General features: G+C 59.9%; 14 protein-coding genes. 3 read left to right on the top strand and 11 right to left on the bottom strand.

The annotated features are described in order from the left end of the window. Positions 1-19 precede the first annotated feature (19 nt). The 6 genes from ACZM22_RS04745 to ACZM22_RS04720 form a co-directional block, all read right to left on the bottom strand. On the bottom strand, positions 20-781 hold the full coding sequence (locus tag ACZM22_RS04745) for a class I SAM-dependent methyltransferase (protein WP_489543271.1): 762 nt from the start codon (positions 779-781) through the stop codon (positions 20-22). Continuing rightward, positions 762-1,556, bottom strand: a complete 795-nt coding sequence (locus tag ACZM22_RS04740; RefSeq protein WP_489543270.1) for an ABC transporter ATP-binding protein — start codon at positions 1,554-1,556, stop codon at positions 762-764. The genes ACZM22_RS04745 and ACZM22_RS04740 overlap by 20 nt, the downstream gene beginning before the upstream one ends. Continuing rightward, entirely contained in the window at positions 1,553-2,569 is a 1,017-nt protein-coding gene (locus tag ACZM22_RS04735; protein ID WP_489543269.1) for a FecCD family ABC transporter permease, read from the bottom strand. The genes ACZM22_RS04740 and ACZM22_RS04735 overlap by 4 nt, the downstream gene beginning before the upstream one ends. Positions 2,570-2,671: 102 nt before the next feature. Next, positions 2,672-3,286 carry a stage II sporulation protein R gene (locus ACZM22_RS04730; protein ID WP_489543268.1) on the bottom strand — a complete coding sequence of 205 codons (615 nt, stop codon included), beginning with the start codon at positions 3,284-3,286 and terminating at the stop codon, positions 2,672-2,674. Between the two features lie 55 nt (positions 3,287-3,341). Beyond that, a complete protein-coding gene (gene ispE, locus ACZM22_RS04725) occupies positions 3,342-4,190 on the bottom strand; it encodes a 4-(cytidine 5'-diphospho)-2-C-methyl-D-erythritol kinase (RefSeq protein WP_489543267.1) in 849 nt (282 codons plus the stop codon). A 46-nt stretch (positions 4,191-4,236) separates the two neighbouring features. Continuing rightward, positions 4,237-5,520 (bottom strand): DUF1015 domain-containing protein, encoded by a 1,284-nt coding sequence (locus tag ACZM22_RS04720; protein WP_483268244.1) that lies wholly within the window; start codon positions 5,518-5,520, stop codon positions 4,237-4,239. Positions 5,521-5,707: 187 nt separating this feature from the next. On the opposite strand from ACZM22_RS04720, the gene ACZM22_RS04715 reads away from it, so the two are divergent. After that, positions 5,708-5,917, top strand: coding sequence for a DUF378 domain-containing protein (locus ACZM22_RS04715; RefSeq protein WP_417306323.1), 210 nt, complete (start codon positions 5,708-5,710; stop codon positions 5,915-5,917). Between the two features lie 165 nt (positions 5,918-6,082). Here ACZM22_RS04715 and ACZM22_RS04710 read toward each other — a convergent pair whose 3' ends face one another. Next, complete coding sequence (locus ACZM22_RS04710) at positions 6,083-7,687, bottom strand: InlB B-repeat-containing protein (protein WP_489543266.1); 1,605 nt, start codon at positions 7,685-7,687, stop codon at positions 6,083-6,085. Continuing rightward, positions 7,684-9,312 carry a hypothetical protein gene (locus ACZM22_RS04705; RefSeq protein ID WP_489543265.1) on the bottom strand — a complete coding sequence of 543 codons (1,629 nt, stop codon included), beginning with the start codon at positions 9,310-9,312 and terminating at the stop codon, positions 7,684-7,686. The genes ACZM22_RS04710 and ACZM22_RS04705 overlap by 4 nt, the downstream gene beginning before the upstream one ends. Before the next feature lie 697 nt (positions 9,313-10,009). Here ACZM22_RS04705 and abc-f point away from each other — a divergent pair. Then, positions 10,010-11,506: a ribosomal protection-like ABC-F family protein gene (gene abc-f / locus ACZM22_RS04700; RefSeq protein ID WP_489543264.1), complete on the top strand. Its 1,497-nt coding sequence runs from the start codon at positions 10,010-10,012 to the stop codon at positions 11,504-11,506. Between the two features lie 36 nt (positions 11,507-11,542). Here abc-f and ACZM22_RS04695 read toward each other — a convergent pair whose 3' ends face one another. The 3 genes from ACZM22_RS04695 to ACZM22_RS04685 are packed head-to-tail and all read right to left on the bottom strand — an operon-like array spanning position 11,543 to position 14,502. Continuing rightward, on the bottom strand, positions 11,543-12,349 hold the full coding sequence (locus ACZM22_RS04695) for a hypothetical protein (RefSeq protein WP_483269062.1): 807 nt from the start codon (positions 12,347-12,349) through the stop codon (positions 11,543-11,545). A 12-nt stretch (positions 12,350-12,361) separates the two neighbouring features. Beyond that, positions 12,362-14,098 carry an Rqc2 family fibronectin-binding protein gene (locus ACZM22_RS04690; RefSeq protein ID WP_489543263.1) on the bottom strand — a complete coding sequence of 579 codons (1,737 nt, stop codon included), beginning with the start codon at positions 14,096-14,098 and terminating at the stop codon, positions 12,362-12,364. After that, on the bottom strand, positions 14,089-14,502 hold the full coding sequence (locus ACZM22_RS04685) for a Mini-ribonuclease 3 (protein ID WP_484424409.1): 414 nt from the start codon (positions 14,500-14,502) through the stop codon (positions 14,089-14,091). The genes ACZM22_RS04690 and ACZM22_RS04685 overlap by 10 nt, the downstream gene beginning before the upstream one ends. A gap of 142 nt (positions 14,503-14,644) precedes the next feature. On the opposite strand from ACZM22_RS04685, the gene ACZM22_RS04680 reads away from it, so the two are divergent. Further along, entirely contained in the window at positions 14,645-15,148 is a 504-nt protein-coding gene (locus tag ACZM22_RS04680; RefSeq protein WP_489543262.1) for a Crp/Fnr family transcriptional regulator, read from the top strand. The last annotated feature ends 39 nt before the right edge of the window (positions 15,149-15,187 follow it).

Below are 15,187 nucleotides of genomic sequence, written 5' to 3'. Positions count from 1 at the left end.
TTCCTTTTTTACTTCCGGTTTATTTCCGTTTTCCTTCCTGATTTGCTTCATGAGGAAGTTTCTCAGGAATTTTTGACGTTTGAAAGACAAATATCCCCGCACGGCGAACTACCGGTATGTGCCAGGGAAACGCTGCATCGCCGGTAGGCTCCAGCTTCTCCCGTAGGAAGCCATCCGTGATAAGGGACGCATCATCGCGGCGGCGGTACGTCTCGAAAAAAAGACGGGCCTCCTCCCAGTCGCGGAAGGGCTGGTCAAAGCGATAGGCCGTCCGCTTCAGCTCATAGGGGATGTTCAGCTCCGTCAGCCGCGCTTCCGCAGCTGCCACGCCGTGACTCTCTTCCAAGGGCTGCTTTGTCACGGTAAAACGATGGTCCCTATGGTCGCGCTTGACGGCGATGACCGTGCCGCGGCACCGGGATCTGGCCACGGACAGTATTTCGTCCATGCTGCCGAAGAAGCAGAACACCATGGCGTCGTAGGGTTCGGCGGGACGGTCAGTGAAAATATCTGTACATAGCGGCGTCACGTTTTCAATGTGCCGCGCAGCCAGCTCCTCTTTCAGCACCGAGAGGGCCTGGGCATCGCAGTCCGCCGCCGTCACATGGCGGACATGGGGCGCCAGCGCCAGCGAGAGAAATCCCAGACCGCAGCCTGCGTCGCAGACACGATCCTGCGGCGACAGATACGGCAGCAGCTCCGCCGTCAGGCGGCGGTGGAAATCCGTCTGGCGTCCGGCATCCGCCATGTAGCGAATCATGTCATCCGTCCAGCGGAACACGGTCCTCTCCTCCTTTCGGCACGATGGCGGGGCCGTAGGCCGTGTCCAACAGAGCCGCGTCCACGCCGTAGAGACGGCGGAGCAATTCTGCTGTCAAAACCTCCTTTGTTGCACCAAACGCGGCTACCGCGCCGCCGGACAGAGCCAGCACACGGTCGGAAAAGCGCAGAGCGTGCTGGGGATCGTGGGTAGAGAGCACCACCGTGTAGCCCTGACGGGACAGATCATGGACGCAGCGCAGCACACGAAGCTGATTGCCGTAGTCCAGCGAGGACGTGGGTTCGTCCATCACCAGAATGTCCGCCTGCTGACACAGAGCACGGGCGATCAGCACCAGTTGCTGCTCGCCGCCGGACAGCTCCGCAAAATTACGGTAGGTCAGATGCACTACGCCCAACTGCTCCAGAGTGGCCAAAGCCTGCTGCTCCTGCTGGGCGGAGGGGGAGCGGAACGGCGAGAGCTGGCGGGTCAGACCCATCAGCACCGTGTCCAGCACGGAATAACCAAAGGTAGGGCGGTGTATCTGGGGGATGTAGGCGATATGGGCGGCCAGCGTCCGCTGGTCCAAAGTGCGGGCATCCCGCCCGTCCAGCAGGATGGCACCGCCATAGTCCGGCAGACCGCCCAGAATGCAGCGGAACAGGGTACTTTTCCCCGCGCCGTTGGGGCCCAGCACCGACAAAAGCTCTCCCTGCCAGGCCGCGAAAGAGATGTTCCGCAGCGCCGTATGGCCACCGCGATATGTATAGGTAAGCTCCTTTACAGTCAGCTTCACAGGCGGTCCTCCCCCTTTACCATGAGATAGACAAAGAAGGGTGCGCCCACAAATGCTGTCAGGATACCGATGGGGATCTCCACCGCCGTCAGGCAGCGGGCCAGATCGTCCACCAGCAGCAGAAACCCTGCGCCGAACACCATGGACATGGGCAGAAGATACCGGCAGTCGTTGCCCACGATGCGGCGGCTCAGGTGCGGGATCACCAGACCCACCCAGCCGATCATGCCGGAGACGGAGACGCTGGCCGCGGTGAGCACCGTGGCACAGAGGATCACCGCCAGACGGATCCGGTCGGTATTGACGCCCATGGAGCGGGCCTCGTCCGGTGACAAGGTCAGCAGATTCATGCGCCAGCGCAGCAGCAGAAGGGGCACCAAGCCAACCGCCATGCAGGCGGCAGCGAAGCCCACTGTTTTCAGCCGCGTGCCGGACAGGCTGCCCATGAGCCAATAGGTGATCTGAGGCAGTTGGTTGGCGGGGTCGGCCACCAGCTTAATGTAGGAGGTGCCGGCGGAGAACAGCGAGCCCACCATGATGCCGGCCAACAGGATGCTCACTACCCTGCTGCCCCTGGTACGGCTGCCGATGAGGTAGACCAGCACCACCGTCAGCAGGCTGAAGCAAAAGGCGAAAATCGTGGTCATGACGCTGCCCTGTCCCAGCAGGATGGCCAGCGCCGCGCCGAAACAGGCTCCCGAGGACGCGCCCAGAATGTCCGGCGCGGCCATGGGGTTCTGGAACACCGTCTGGTAACTGGCACCGGCGGCGGACAGGGCACAGCCCACCAGGCAGGCCATCAGGATGCGGGGCAGGCGGACGTTGTGGACGGCGATGGCCATGTTGTCCGTCCACGTCTGGGTGAGGGGGAACAGGCGGGACAGCAGGATGCGCACCACCTCGCCCAGCGGCACATCGTAGCGCCCCCAGACGAAGGACAGGAGGAACAGCGCCGCCAATGCCAGCGCCATCAGGCACACGCGGCCCAGCGGCCGCTTCCGGTGCGTCGACATGGCGCCCCTCCTCTCCTGTAAAATACGTGCTCTATTTTACAGGATAACGGGGCAAAATGCAAGGAGCGGTGTGCGATATTGTCGGATAGTTGTGCGGCAAATCTATTTACCCAGCCACTGCCGCAGCCGCTCCCACAGCTCCAGCGACCGGAATCGCAGGACATAGCCATCGCCGTCGCCGGTGATGAGAGACAGGTCATCCTCCGTCAGGCCGGCGCCCAGCGCGGTCCGGGACAGGTCGGACGCGGCGGCGGTACACAGGGGCGGGTACACCACGCACCACCAGTTGCGGCCCTCCCCCGCGCCGATCACTACCCGCAGGGCCAGATAGCCGCCGGAGGGCAGGGCAAAGCCGTCGTATGCCTTGAGAGGAAACTCCGCTTCCTCCAGTGAGACGGAGACGAGATCGTCGCGGTGCTGCGCCGCCAGCTCCGCCGCGGCGGCATCCCCAATGGCGGGCAGGGCGTCCGTCAGGCGCCGGCGGGCATCGTTCATGTCGGCGGACTCCCGTAATATGGCCTCCGCACGGGTCAACACCGCATCGCGGACCTGAAGCTTCAGTGCCTGATCGGCGGCGTTATCGGAGTTGGCGATAACGTGAAGGCGGATCATTTTGGCCTGCAGATCGTCCTGCCGGTGGAGGGACCAGGCTCCCCAGAGCAGTGCGGCGGCCAGCGCCAGCAGCAGTGCCAACTCAAAGGTATGGAATTTACGCATAAAAACACCGTCCTATTTAGGAATTTTCCTGCATTTTGGACGGTGTTTTCGGATTTTATACAGGTTGGGCCGCAAATGTCATGGGCCAGCGCTCCCGCAGGGTCTCGGCGGCGGCGCGGGCGGTGTCCTCGCGGGCGAACAGGCCGAACACGGCGCTGCCGCTGCCGCTGAGCAGGGCAGCCAGTGCGCCGTGGGCGCGGAGGGCGCTCTCGATGTCCCATACGGCGCTGTCCGGTGGGACGGCGCGTTCGAAGCTGTTATAGAGCGCGGCGGCCACAGCGCGGATATCCTCCGCCGCCAGCGCGGCGGGCATGGCGTCGGGGCGGGGCAGCTCCGGCGGCAGGTCGTCCAGACGGCGGTACATGGCGGGGGTGGAGAAGCCCTCCGGCGGTTTGACGATGACGAACCAGCCATCCCGTAAGCGGGGCATGGGCGTCAGGCGCTCTCCCCTGCCCCGGGCCAGCGCGGTGCCGCCGCGGATGAAGAATGGCACGTCGCTTCCCAGCGCCGCAGCCATGTGCTCCAGCTGGACGTCCGGCAGGGACGGCGCGTACAGGGTGCGCAGGGCCAGCAGTGTGGATGCAGCGTCGCTGCTGCCGCCGCCCAGTCCCGCCTGGGACGGGATACGCTTCCGGAGGTGCAGGTGCAGGTCCGGCACGGGCAGCTTCGTCTCTTCGAAAAACCTGCCGGCGGCGCGGAGCACCAGATTGGTGGCATCCGACGGGACGGCGGGGTCTGTGCAGGTCAGGGTCAGGCCGGCGCCGCCGTGCGTCAGGATCAGGGTGTCGTACAGGCCCACGGCCTGCATGACGGTGGATACGTCGTGGTAGCCGTCGGGACGACGGTCGCCGACGGTCAGGGTAAGATTCACTTTCGCGGGGGCGTACAGGGTCAGTGGTTCCATAGCTCCTCCTGACAAAAAAGCGCCCGATGGGCGCTTTTTTGCGGTGTTACTTCACGATCTTGCGGGCTTCGATGTAATAGCGCTTGTCCTGAGCGTGGCCCATGGAGAAGGTCTTGCGGGGCAGCACACCGTCGGCCATGACGGTCTTGAACAGCTGCTCCTTGCCCATAGCGGGCAGCAGGAAGCCCATGTTGCCGGGCTTGCCGCCCAGCTCGCGGGTCACGTCATCGCCGTGGATATAGTCCACCTCGCCGCCGTTGGCCTTCAGGTAGGGATCGATGACGTTCTGGAGCGTGCCCACGGCCAGCTGGACCTTGGGGTCAGGGACGGTGATGAAGTGGCTCTCACCGTTCCAGACGAACTCGATGGTGTGGCCGTCGCCCTTGCCCTCGTAGGCGTTGGGATAGGCGGCGCGGAAGGCATCCATGAACTTCTTGTGGTCCACGCCGAACAGCACGCGGTGGATGGGCTCAAACTGCAAAGCATCGTCGTGGTTGTTCACCACCTCCACCAGCGCGAAGCGGGAGGGCAGGGCCAGGTACTCCTCGGGGGTCTTGCCCTTCTTCTGCTCCTCGTAGCAGGCCTTGGCGGTGGCCAGAGAGTGGTTGCCGTCGCCCACGGCGAACAGCAGGGGTGCTACGCCGGAGACGCCATACTTCTTCTGCATAGCCTCGTCGGTGGTCAGGCCCTCCAGAGACGCGGCCACGGCGTCGATCTGCTTGTCGGACAGCTTGTAGCCGGTGATGTGTCCGCCGTTCTGCATCAGGTCGAAGTCGTAGAGCTTCTCCATGGCGGAGGCTGCGGCGGTCAGGGGCTCGATGACGGTCTTATCGGGGTCATCGATCAGCAGCATGACGTGGGGCAGCTCAATGGGGGCGTTGCGGCGGACGCGGGCACGGGGCGGGATACGATCCAGCACGGTGCCCTCGGTGGCGCGGATCAGCGCGCCGGAGCCGGGGGTGAAGTCGTAGGCATCCAGATCCACCATGCCGATAAGGCCGTGGCGGATGCGGCCGTCGGACTGCTGGCGCTCGATGTAGATCAGGGAATCGGAGAGCGTCTCGAACACGCCGTCTGCCATATACTTGCGCATGGCGGCGTTGATATCGTCAATATACTCGTCCACGTTGGGGGCCTTCAGGTTGGCTTCCGGCAGGATGAGACGCAGCGTGGAGGGGGCGTCGCCCACCTTCTCCTCCACCGCCTGCCAGTACTCCGGCTCGGAAGTGAACTGGTCGCAGGCCACCACGGCCCACTTGGTCATGTCCTGTCCCTTGGGCAGCAGGATGTCGGCGGGATAAAAGCCCAGCTTTTCGAATTTCTTGTTCATGGTGTTCCTCCTCTTTCATCAAAAGGTGCAGATGCATTTGTTCCTACCCGTCATACTACCAAAAATCACCGGTGTTTGCAATCGATTTTCAAAATTTTTCAGGCAGGCTGACAAATTTTTGCGTATAGTCCGATGCGGCGCGGGGAGACTATGAGAGAAAGCAGTCTTGACACAAGGAGGGACTCTCATGAAGATCGTAGACCGCATTGCGCTGGTACTGGTCATCATCGGTGCGCTGAACTGGGGAGGCGTGGGGCTTTTCAGCTTCGACTGCGTGGCCTTCCTGTTCGGCGGGCAGACCGGCGCCGTCAGCCGCATCATCTATACGCTGGTGGGCATCGCGGGACTGTGGTGCATCACCCTGCTGTTCCGCGAGGATGGGACGGAGAACACATAAACACAGAAAAAGACCGCCTCTCGGCGGTCTTTTTCTGTGTTTATCGCTTAGTTATCATTATGGACAAAACATGCTGCGGTGCGGTACAAGTGGAGAACGGTTTTCCTTTCTGGGCCGCCGCGGCAGAAAAAACACGCCCTTGCCAATCGATGGTACCGTATTGCTTTATGATCTGTTGTACTTTTTCTTTCGGCTTACAACCGTTGTGCCGATAACAGCACCGCCGCTGATGAACAGAAGTGCGCTCCACAAAACGGGATCGCTGCTGTCACCGGTATTTGACGAGGCAGTATTTCCGGGCTTGTCGGGGTGGTCGCTCGGCTTCACCGTAGAACCCTTTGCGGGAATTGCAACAGCGGCCTTCTTATAGCCACAGACGGTGCATTCCTCGTGTTTGGAGCCTTTCCTGGTTGCGGTGGGTTCCTTATCGATCACCCACTTGAAGCTATGCGCCGCTATGTCCTTCCTGTCACCGCAGGGGCATTCATGCCAATGGTTGTCTGCGTCTGACTTCCAGGCCGTTCCATGGTTATGGATATGCGGAATACTCTTGTATGTTACAATAACGGTCTTGTCGGCGTCCATGATAACTTCCAGCATATTGGAGCGCACCTCTGCTTTAACACCATTCACCGTAACAGTGTCAATTTGATAGCCGCTATCGGGAGTGAAAACAATTGTTTCATGCGATCCGGCCGCCAGCCCTGCTTTACTTGCAGAAATCGTTCCATTCCCACCATTCACCTGTGTTGTCAGGCTATAGGTCGTCTCAACCTTCCGTGTTTTCGTCACATTAGAGGGAATGACATAGTCGCGCTGTCCGACAGTGATCCTCAGCATTGCGGAGGCAAGCAGCACATCACCTACTCTGAACTCAGAGTGGGGCAGACGATATGTCACACTGATGCTTTCTCCGTTGAAACGGCCGGGATTTCCTACAAGGCGGGCATCCTGATCGATCGTAAGGACATATTCAGCTTTACCACCCGATTGTTCAATAATGCTTTCCATGCTTTCAGACATATCATACGTTACGGTATATGTCACGGGATAGTGTTCACCGGTTTTATTTCTCTCAATGGTTTCAGGCCCTTGTATGACCAGTTCACCGTGGTCCTGTGAGGGTTGGACAACGGCTACGGCATAGCCGTTTCCAGACACATCCGGAAGCGTGACGTCTATATCTCTTGGGTTTGTATCTTCTGTGTTTGTCTTCCGAGCTGCATAAACCTGCGCCTCCGAGGCATCGAGAACCTTTCCGGTTTCATCCACCGGCAAGGACAGCACATAAACCGGCAGATCGTTCAGTGTCAGGCCGCGCACCGTCAGCTTAGCTGCGCCGTCGCGCTGAACCCAGAAGGTGGCCAACGGATCACTCCAGCCCATGCTATCCGAAGCATAGGTCAAAGCGGTTACATTTGCAGCACTGGTGTTCCCCAGCCTGATGTCAAGGCTGCTGTCAGCCGGGGTAACGGTCTTACTGTCAGTCTGGAAATAAACTGCCCGATCTCCAACAGCTGCCTCACGGGAGATATAGAGGTAACGATCGCACTTTCCATAGTCTTTACCGGTGACGGCCAAATCATTTGATATGCCGCCTGTGATCTGATATTCGTCATTGACGGTGACGGTGACCTGCCTGAGATTGTTTTTGATGGTACCGGCATTCAGCTCGATCTTCGGCACCATGCCGCCATAATCACTGGCATCAAAGCAGATACCGCCGCCAAAGGCTGTTGCGGCGTTGTTCTCGATCGCGCCGCCATTCATAATGAATTGGCCGCCTCTGCGGACAAATACGCCGCCGCCGATCCGGTCAGCTTCGCCTTTTGCACTGTTTGTACCGGAAATGTTGCCGGAGATCGTACCGCCATTGTGAAGATGCCTTTGGATATCATGGTTCCGCCGCCTGTTTGCTCGGCTTTGTTGTTGCAGATCTCAGCACCCTCATACATGGCTGCGTTGTGGTTTCCGCCATTATTGGACAGCACCACACCGCCGCCGCGATCCGTAGAAATATTACCGTTGATTTTTCCGTAAATATCTAAGTGCTCATCCGTTCCGTTGATATAAACCGCGCCATAGTACGCGCGATTATTGAGAATCCTTCCGTTTTTTCCAATTGTCACCGCTGTACCGCCGTCAGTTTGCAGGATATGGTTGCCTGTGGCATGCACATTGCTGATTTCACCGTCAATCACGACGGTGCAGTTTTGTGCAAAGATGACATTGCCGTTTAGACTGGGGCAATCCGTGATTTTGGAGCCGTTTTCCATTTTGAAGGATCTGGCGCCACCCGCACAGTAGATCATGCTGCCGCCGGAGATTTTCTCAATCAGAGCGGTGGAGGTCAGCGCTCCCTCTGCGCTATTGCGCAGATGAATTACGATGCCGCTATTCGCCTGCCACATTGCGCTCTTGTTTGCAGCAATGCTGCTGATGGCGCCGCCGATCTCGACCTTACCGCCGTCTGCATAAACTCCGCGGCCGTCAATGTTCTGGATCTTCGAGCCTTCCTTCATCACGAGTGTACCGCCCTGAAGCCAGATCGCACCTGCCGGACCGACTGAGCCTGCCGCAGAGTCTTTTGTTCTCGTATAGCCAGCCATGGTATCCTCTATCACACTGCCTCTTTCCATGACGATTTTTGCCTGGTCGGTGGCGCGTACAGCGGACATACCGCCAAAGTTGCGCAGCACAGCACCACTACCCAGTGTCACGGTGCAGGGCACAGTAGCGTTGGAGGCAATGATAGCGTCCTGCACATAAACCGTATTATCCGCGCTGCCGTCACCGCTGACAGCCTGTGCGAATACAGTACCCTCGTGCATCCCTGCATCGTCCAGAATGATTTTGGAAAGAGTCAGGCCGACAGAACTCGCCGATAAAGACTGAACCTCGATCATGGCGGGATTATACCAGCTGCGGGCTGTGTCACTTTGCAGGTTAAAATCAGCGCTGCGTGTAATGGTGTAAGGGCCGCCCTCTCCACTGGTGATTTTAAGACTCTTATCATAAAAACGAGCACACTGATCCATGATCAGATCGCTCATGACATAGATCGCTGCACCGTCAGCCGCGGCATCGACCGCCTTAGCCAGCGTGGCGAAAGGGAGATCTTTTGTGCCGGTATTCTGTTCGTCGTTACCGGTGCTGCTGACATAGATCTCCGCAGCATCATTCTGTGCTGCCGGATTCGCTTCCCCCGGCGCATTTTTCTGTTCTCCATATTCGGACAACAGCTCCTCGTTGACGGTTTGTTCCTCCAATGCGGAAGTCGGAGCCTCTTCCACCGACTCAGAGGTATTACCCAGCTCCATCGCAAAAGCGGCAGTGGGCAGTAACCCCATCACCAACGCAGAGCAGAGTAAGACACTTAACAACAATTTTCGCATAGAACATTCCCCTTTCTATTTCTTGTTTTGTGTTCCGTTGTAATTGCAAGCGTCCGATGAATCGAAAATCATAATTTGGCAATCGTCTAACTTTTATAGGAACATCAGCTTGTCCATCGCCGTTATCAAGTCCTCCCTCTGTAATTATTTTGCGGCACAAATGGTACAAAACTCCTTTCCCCGCAAGTGCATAATTTTAGTATGGCATATTTTTATCAACTTTTCAACTGGTTTTCAGAAATTCCCGCTGCAAACACAAAAAGTCCGTCTGCCGCAGCAGCCGAAAAACAGACGCATGGAAAGCCTCGTATCAGGTTCTTTTTAAACCGCAAACATTGAGGGAGAAGGTAATTGCACCTTCTCCCTTATTTTGGTAATTATGCTGTTCTTCTCCGCTGTCCGGCGGAAAGCCGATAGGGCCGCGGGGAGAGGACGGGGTTGCTTTTTTGCGGCGCGTGTGGTAGGATAAGAAAAAAGAAGAGAGGAGTTGAGAGGATGAACCTGATTTCCTGCTGAACTACGGCACGACATTGTATCGGGCGGCGCTGACCGTCCTGTTTGTTGTGCCTTTCGCGGGAAATTGGCGTATCTCTCAGCTCTGTGCGTGGTCATAGCCTGCCTATCGGCGGGTGTGGTGTGCGTTTTTGGCTGTGGGAGCTGTTTCCCGCAGCCATTTTTTCGTATAGGAGGCATGACCATGTCCATTATTAAAGTATCCGACCTTACGTTCTGCTATGAAGGCAGCTACGACAACATCTTTGAAAACGTCAGCTTTCAGCTGGATACCGACTGGCGGCTGGGGCTGACAGGCCGCAACGGGCGAGGCAAAACCACGCTGCTGCGGCTCTTAGAGGGAAGGTATCCCTATCAAGGCACAATACACGCCAGCGTGGGCTTCGACTATTTTCCCTACGCCGTGGAGGACCCATCGCTGTGTCCCATGGAGCTGCTGGAGCGCGTCTGTCCCGACGTGGCCCCGTGGCGGTTCCTGCGGGAGCTGACGCCGCTGGAGGTGTCGGAGGACGCACTGTCCCGTCCCTTTTCCACGCTGTCCGGCGGCGAGCAGTCCAAGCTCCTGCTGGCCATGCTCTTTTCCCGGGAAAACCGCTTTCTCCTCATCGACGAGCCCACCAACCATCTGGATCAGCTGGGGCGGGCGTTGGTGAGCCGCTATCTCCGCGGCAAAAAGGGCTTCCTGCTGGTGTCCCACGACCGCGCCTTTCTGGACGGCTGCGTGGATCACATCCTGTCCATCAACCGCAGCAGTATCGAGGTGCAGAAGGGGAATTTTTCCTCGTGGTACGAGAACAAGCGGCGGCAGGACGCCTTTGAGCTGTCACAGAATGAGCGGCTCAAAAAGGAGATCGGGCGGCTGAAGGAGGCGGCGCGGCAGTCCAGCGACTGGGCCGACCGGGTGGAGGGGACGAAAATCGGGAAAAACTCCGCCAAGGTCAAGGGACTCGCCGATGCCATGGGCGGCCGCGACTTCGTTGCCGAGCAGTCCCGGCGGATGCAGCAGCGGCGGAAAAATCTGGAACGGCGGCAGCAAAACGCCATCGAGGAGAAGTCCGCGCTGCTGAAGGACATCGAACGCAGCGATGCTTTGAAGCTGCATCCGCTGACCCATCACGCCCAGCGGCTGGCAGCGCTGCGGGAGGTGTCCATCGACTACGGCGGTGGGGTCGTGTGCAGCGGCGTATCCTTCACCGTGACGCAGGGCGACCGCGTGGCGCTGTGCGGGGCAAACGGCTGCGGCAAGTCCAGTGTTCTCAAGCTGCTGTGCGGGCAGGATATCCCCTATTCCGGCACCTTGGAGACAGCCAGCCGGCTGGTCATCTCCTACGTGCCGCAGGACGCCTCCGGTCTGCGGGGCCGGCTGCGGGACTACGCCGCCGGGTACGGTCTCGATGAGAGCCTGTTCCTGACGATCCTGCGGAAGCTGGGCTTCGAGCGGGTGCAGTTCGAGAAGGACATGGGCGACTACTCTGCCGGACAGAAGAAAAAGGTGCTGCTGGCCCGAAGCCTGTGCCAGTCCGCCCATCTGTACGTCTGGGACGAGCCGCTGAACTATATCGACGTTCTCTCCCGCATCCAGATTGAGGAGCTGCTGCAAGCATTCCGGCCTACTCTGCTGTTCGTGGAGCACGACCGCGTGTTCTGTGAGAACATCGCCACGAAAACCGTGGAGCTGTAAAATCAAAACCTCCGGCCAAGCCGGAGGTTTTGATTTTCAGGACAGTGTTTTTTCTGCAAAGCCCTGCCAACCGGCGGCAAATTCCTCCGCCAGACGGGCAGAGCCGCCCCCCTGCCAGCAGCGAGCCAGATAATACAGGCCACACATGCAGGCATACTTATCGTAATAGCTGCCAAAGACGGCGCTGTGCAGCTGCTCCTGCTGCTGTGCAGGCTGCGTCTCCTGTCTGGCAGAACGCATCGCGGCGGCACTCCGCGTCCAGACGGCCCGCAGTTCAGGCGCATCCCAATCCACCTGATTGGCTTCGCGGTCATTATAGGAGACGAAGTGGGCAAAGCCCTCGTCGAAAGTGAAGGCATCCAGCCGGGACAGATAGTCACCTGTTTCCTGCGCCGCATCCAGCTCCGGCCGGTGCCGGTGGATGCAGACATGGCACAGCTCGTGAGTCAGCAGGTTATGCGCCACGCGCTCCACCGGTACGGCGCCCAGATACTGGACCCACAGGCCCATGTCCAGAACGGCGGTATCCACCCCGGCGGGGCTTTTCAGCACCACCGCGTCGTTGGGCGGCGGATAGCCCACGATCAGCGCTGTCTCCGCACCGCGCAGAATGTCCTGCCAGTCCGGAAACAGCGCGTCCCAGACCGGACGGTTGCCGGGAACGAACGTCTCCACAGTCCGCAGCACCTGCTCGTAGACCTGCATGACCGCCGCCTTTTGCGCATCGGAGCCGTCCGGCTCCTGAAAGCAGTAGCCGGGCTGGGTGAAAAACCACTCCTGCGCGTGCGCGGCAAGGCTTCTCCCCGCCAGATAGTCCGTTACGATGTCGGTGTAGAGTTTCACGGCGATACCTCCTTATTTCCCCGCCAAGCGCTTGACCAACTCCTCGTCCGGGTCGGCCAGCAGGGTCTGGTACGTGGTGTAGATGACCATGCCCGGGCGGGCACCGGCGGGCTTTTTCACGAACTTCACCGGCGTGTAATCCACGGGGACCTTGGTGCTGCCCTGCGCCTGGGAGAAGTACGCCGCCAGCGACGCGGCCTCCATAAGACTCTGTTGGTCCGGCTCCGCGCCGCCGGTGCAGAGGATCACGTGGCTGCCATGGATCTTCTGGGTGTGGAGCCAGAGGTCCCGCTTGTCGGCGTCCTTTGTGGTCAGACGGTCGTTCTGGCGGTTGTTGCGGCCTACCAGGACACGCAGGCCCGCGGAGGTGCGGAACTCCCGTGGCCGGGAGGCCCGCTGGAAGCCGGGCTGCTTTTTGCCCCGCTGGCGGATATAGCCGCCGTCGGTGAGCTCGATGCGGACATCGTTGAAGTCCTGCTCCGATTCGGCCTGAGACAGCTCCTGCAGAACGCTCTCAAGATACTGCAGCTCCTCCCTGCCCTTTTGCAGCTGGGCCGTCAGGTACTTCTCCGCCGTTTTGGCCTTGGTGTATTGCTTGAAGTAGCGGGCGGCATTCTCCTGCGGCGACAGGCGCACGTCCAGCGGGATGTCGATGTCGGCGCAGTTTTCGTCGTAGTAGTTCTGGGCGGTGAGGCGGCTCTGTCCCCGCGTCATACGATAGAGGTTGGCGGTGATCAGCTCGCCGCAGATGCGCAGGCGGTCACGGTCCAGACAGGCGGCCAGCTCCTTCTCCTGGGCGGCGATCTTACGGCGGACGCGGTCCCTGGCAGTGGTGGCAGTCTTTAGGAGATCCTGCCCCTTCTGCTTCACCCGCTCCGCCTGCTCCCGCTTTTCATAGAAGCCATCCAGCAGGTGGGAAAAGCTGTCGCAGGGCTCCGACTGGGCGTAGGCACCGTACTGGAGGATGGGGCCATAGGTGAAGTCAGAAAGCGCTCCGTTCCGTTTGATTGCAGTCGGTGTAAAGCGATTTTCATTCACAGCGTTCTGCCACTGGGAGAAGACGCTCCACAGGGGTGTTCCCTGCGAAACGGGGGCGTCGGTGGCACCGCAGGCGCGGTAAGCCAGCTCACGGGCCACCAGCGGCGGCAGGGCGGTGAAGGTATCCAGCAGCCAGCCGTCCAGCGGCGCGTCCGGCGCGGCGCGCCGCAGCAGGGCGGCGAACTCCTCCTCCGTGACATCCAGCGGTGAGTTCTTGTTCTGACGGGCAGGCAGGCGGTAGAAAAGGCCGGGCAGCACCTGGCGGTCCTGCTCTGACTCCAGGTCAATGCGGCGCAGGCAGTCGATGATACGGCCGTCCCTGTCGCAGAGGATCAGGTTGGCGCGGCGGGGCATACCCTCCCACACCAGCGTGAAGCGGCTGCGCTCCCCCAGCTCGTCGGCAGCCAGCACGGTCAGCGTCACCACGCGCTCCAGCGGCTCCTGCCGGACGGACTCGATGACGCCTCCGGACAGGTGCTTGCGCAGGAGCATACAGAACATGGGCGGCTGGGACGGGTTGTCCCGCACCTGCTCTGTCAGGTGCAGGCGGGGTTGGCTGCCGCCGGCGTTCAGGTACAGGCGGCGGCTCCCCCGCAGCAGCAGAACCACCTGATCCCTGGCGGGCTGCTGGATCTTCTCGATGCGGCTGCCGGTGATCTGGGGCGACAGCTCCTCCACTACGCCTTGCAGGCAGATGGCGTCTAACGGCATGGCTGATCCTCCTCCATCATCACGGTGAACAGTTGGTTGACACGCTTGGTGTCGCCCCGCAGGTACAGCCACCCCAGCAGGCATTCCAGCGCTGTGGCCTGATGATACTGAGCGGTGGTGGCGTTTTTAGGGATACCGTGGACGGCGGCGTTGCGGCCGCGCTTGAATACGGCGTCCTCCTCCGGCGTCAGCAACGGCAGGATGCGCTGGGCCCTGTGGGCCTGCTCCGGCGCGCAGACCAGAGCGATGGCGGCGCGGTGCAGGTCCTTGCCGGTGGCCTTGCCGTGGGCGCAGAGCCACGTGCGCACCAGCAGCTCATACACGCCGTCGCCCACATGGGCCAAGCCGATGGAGCTGACGGTGCGCAGCTGGTCGGCAGGCAGGGCGATATGAAAATAATCCATGAGAGAACCTCTCCTTTGTGCGTATTTACCTGCAACAGTATGCCACTTTCCGGCGCATTTGGCAAGAACAAGTATCGACAGGCCGAAGCGGGCATGATAGAATATGGCAGCGTGATATAAATGAGAGCAGGAGGTAAGGGATATGCCCAATACAGGCGAGCGCCGGTTCAAGAGAGGTCAGATCATCTGTAAGCCCGGCGAAATGGATATGAACATGTATAACATCCTCTATGGCAGCGTGGTCGTCTACAAGGACTACGGTACGCCGGAGGAGGTGGAGGTGGTGACGCTCAGCGAGGGGGATTTCTTCAACGTCATCAGCTTTCTGGAGTCCCGTCCCCGCAACACCACGGTGGTGGCGTTGGAGCCGCTGGTGGTCAGCGAGATCACCATGGAGAACTTCGGGAAGTATTTCAGTGAGCGGCCCGCCAAGATCATGAGCCTCCTGCAGCACATGAGCGCCCGCATCCGGCAGCTCCAGAAAGCCTATGTGGAGACGTGCCACGCGCTGGAGGCCTACAGCGACAAGGAGCGGCTTCAGGCGGAGCACGGCGAGTGGTACGCCCAGCACAGCAAGATGGTACACTATATCGAGGCCATGTTCCCTTATATGCTGGGCAAGACCGAAAACGACGAAGAAAAGTAAATTAACAAAAAGAGAGACGGCGGAGCCGTCTCTCTTTTT

It is taken from the genome of Vescimonas sp., assembly GCF_057856985.1.
This window is presented reverse-complemented; position numbering and strand designations above follow the sequence as displayed.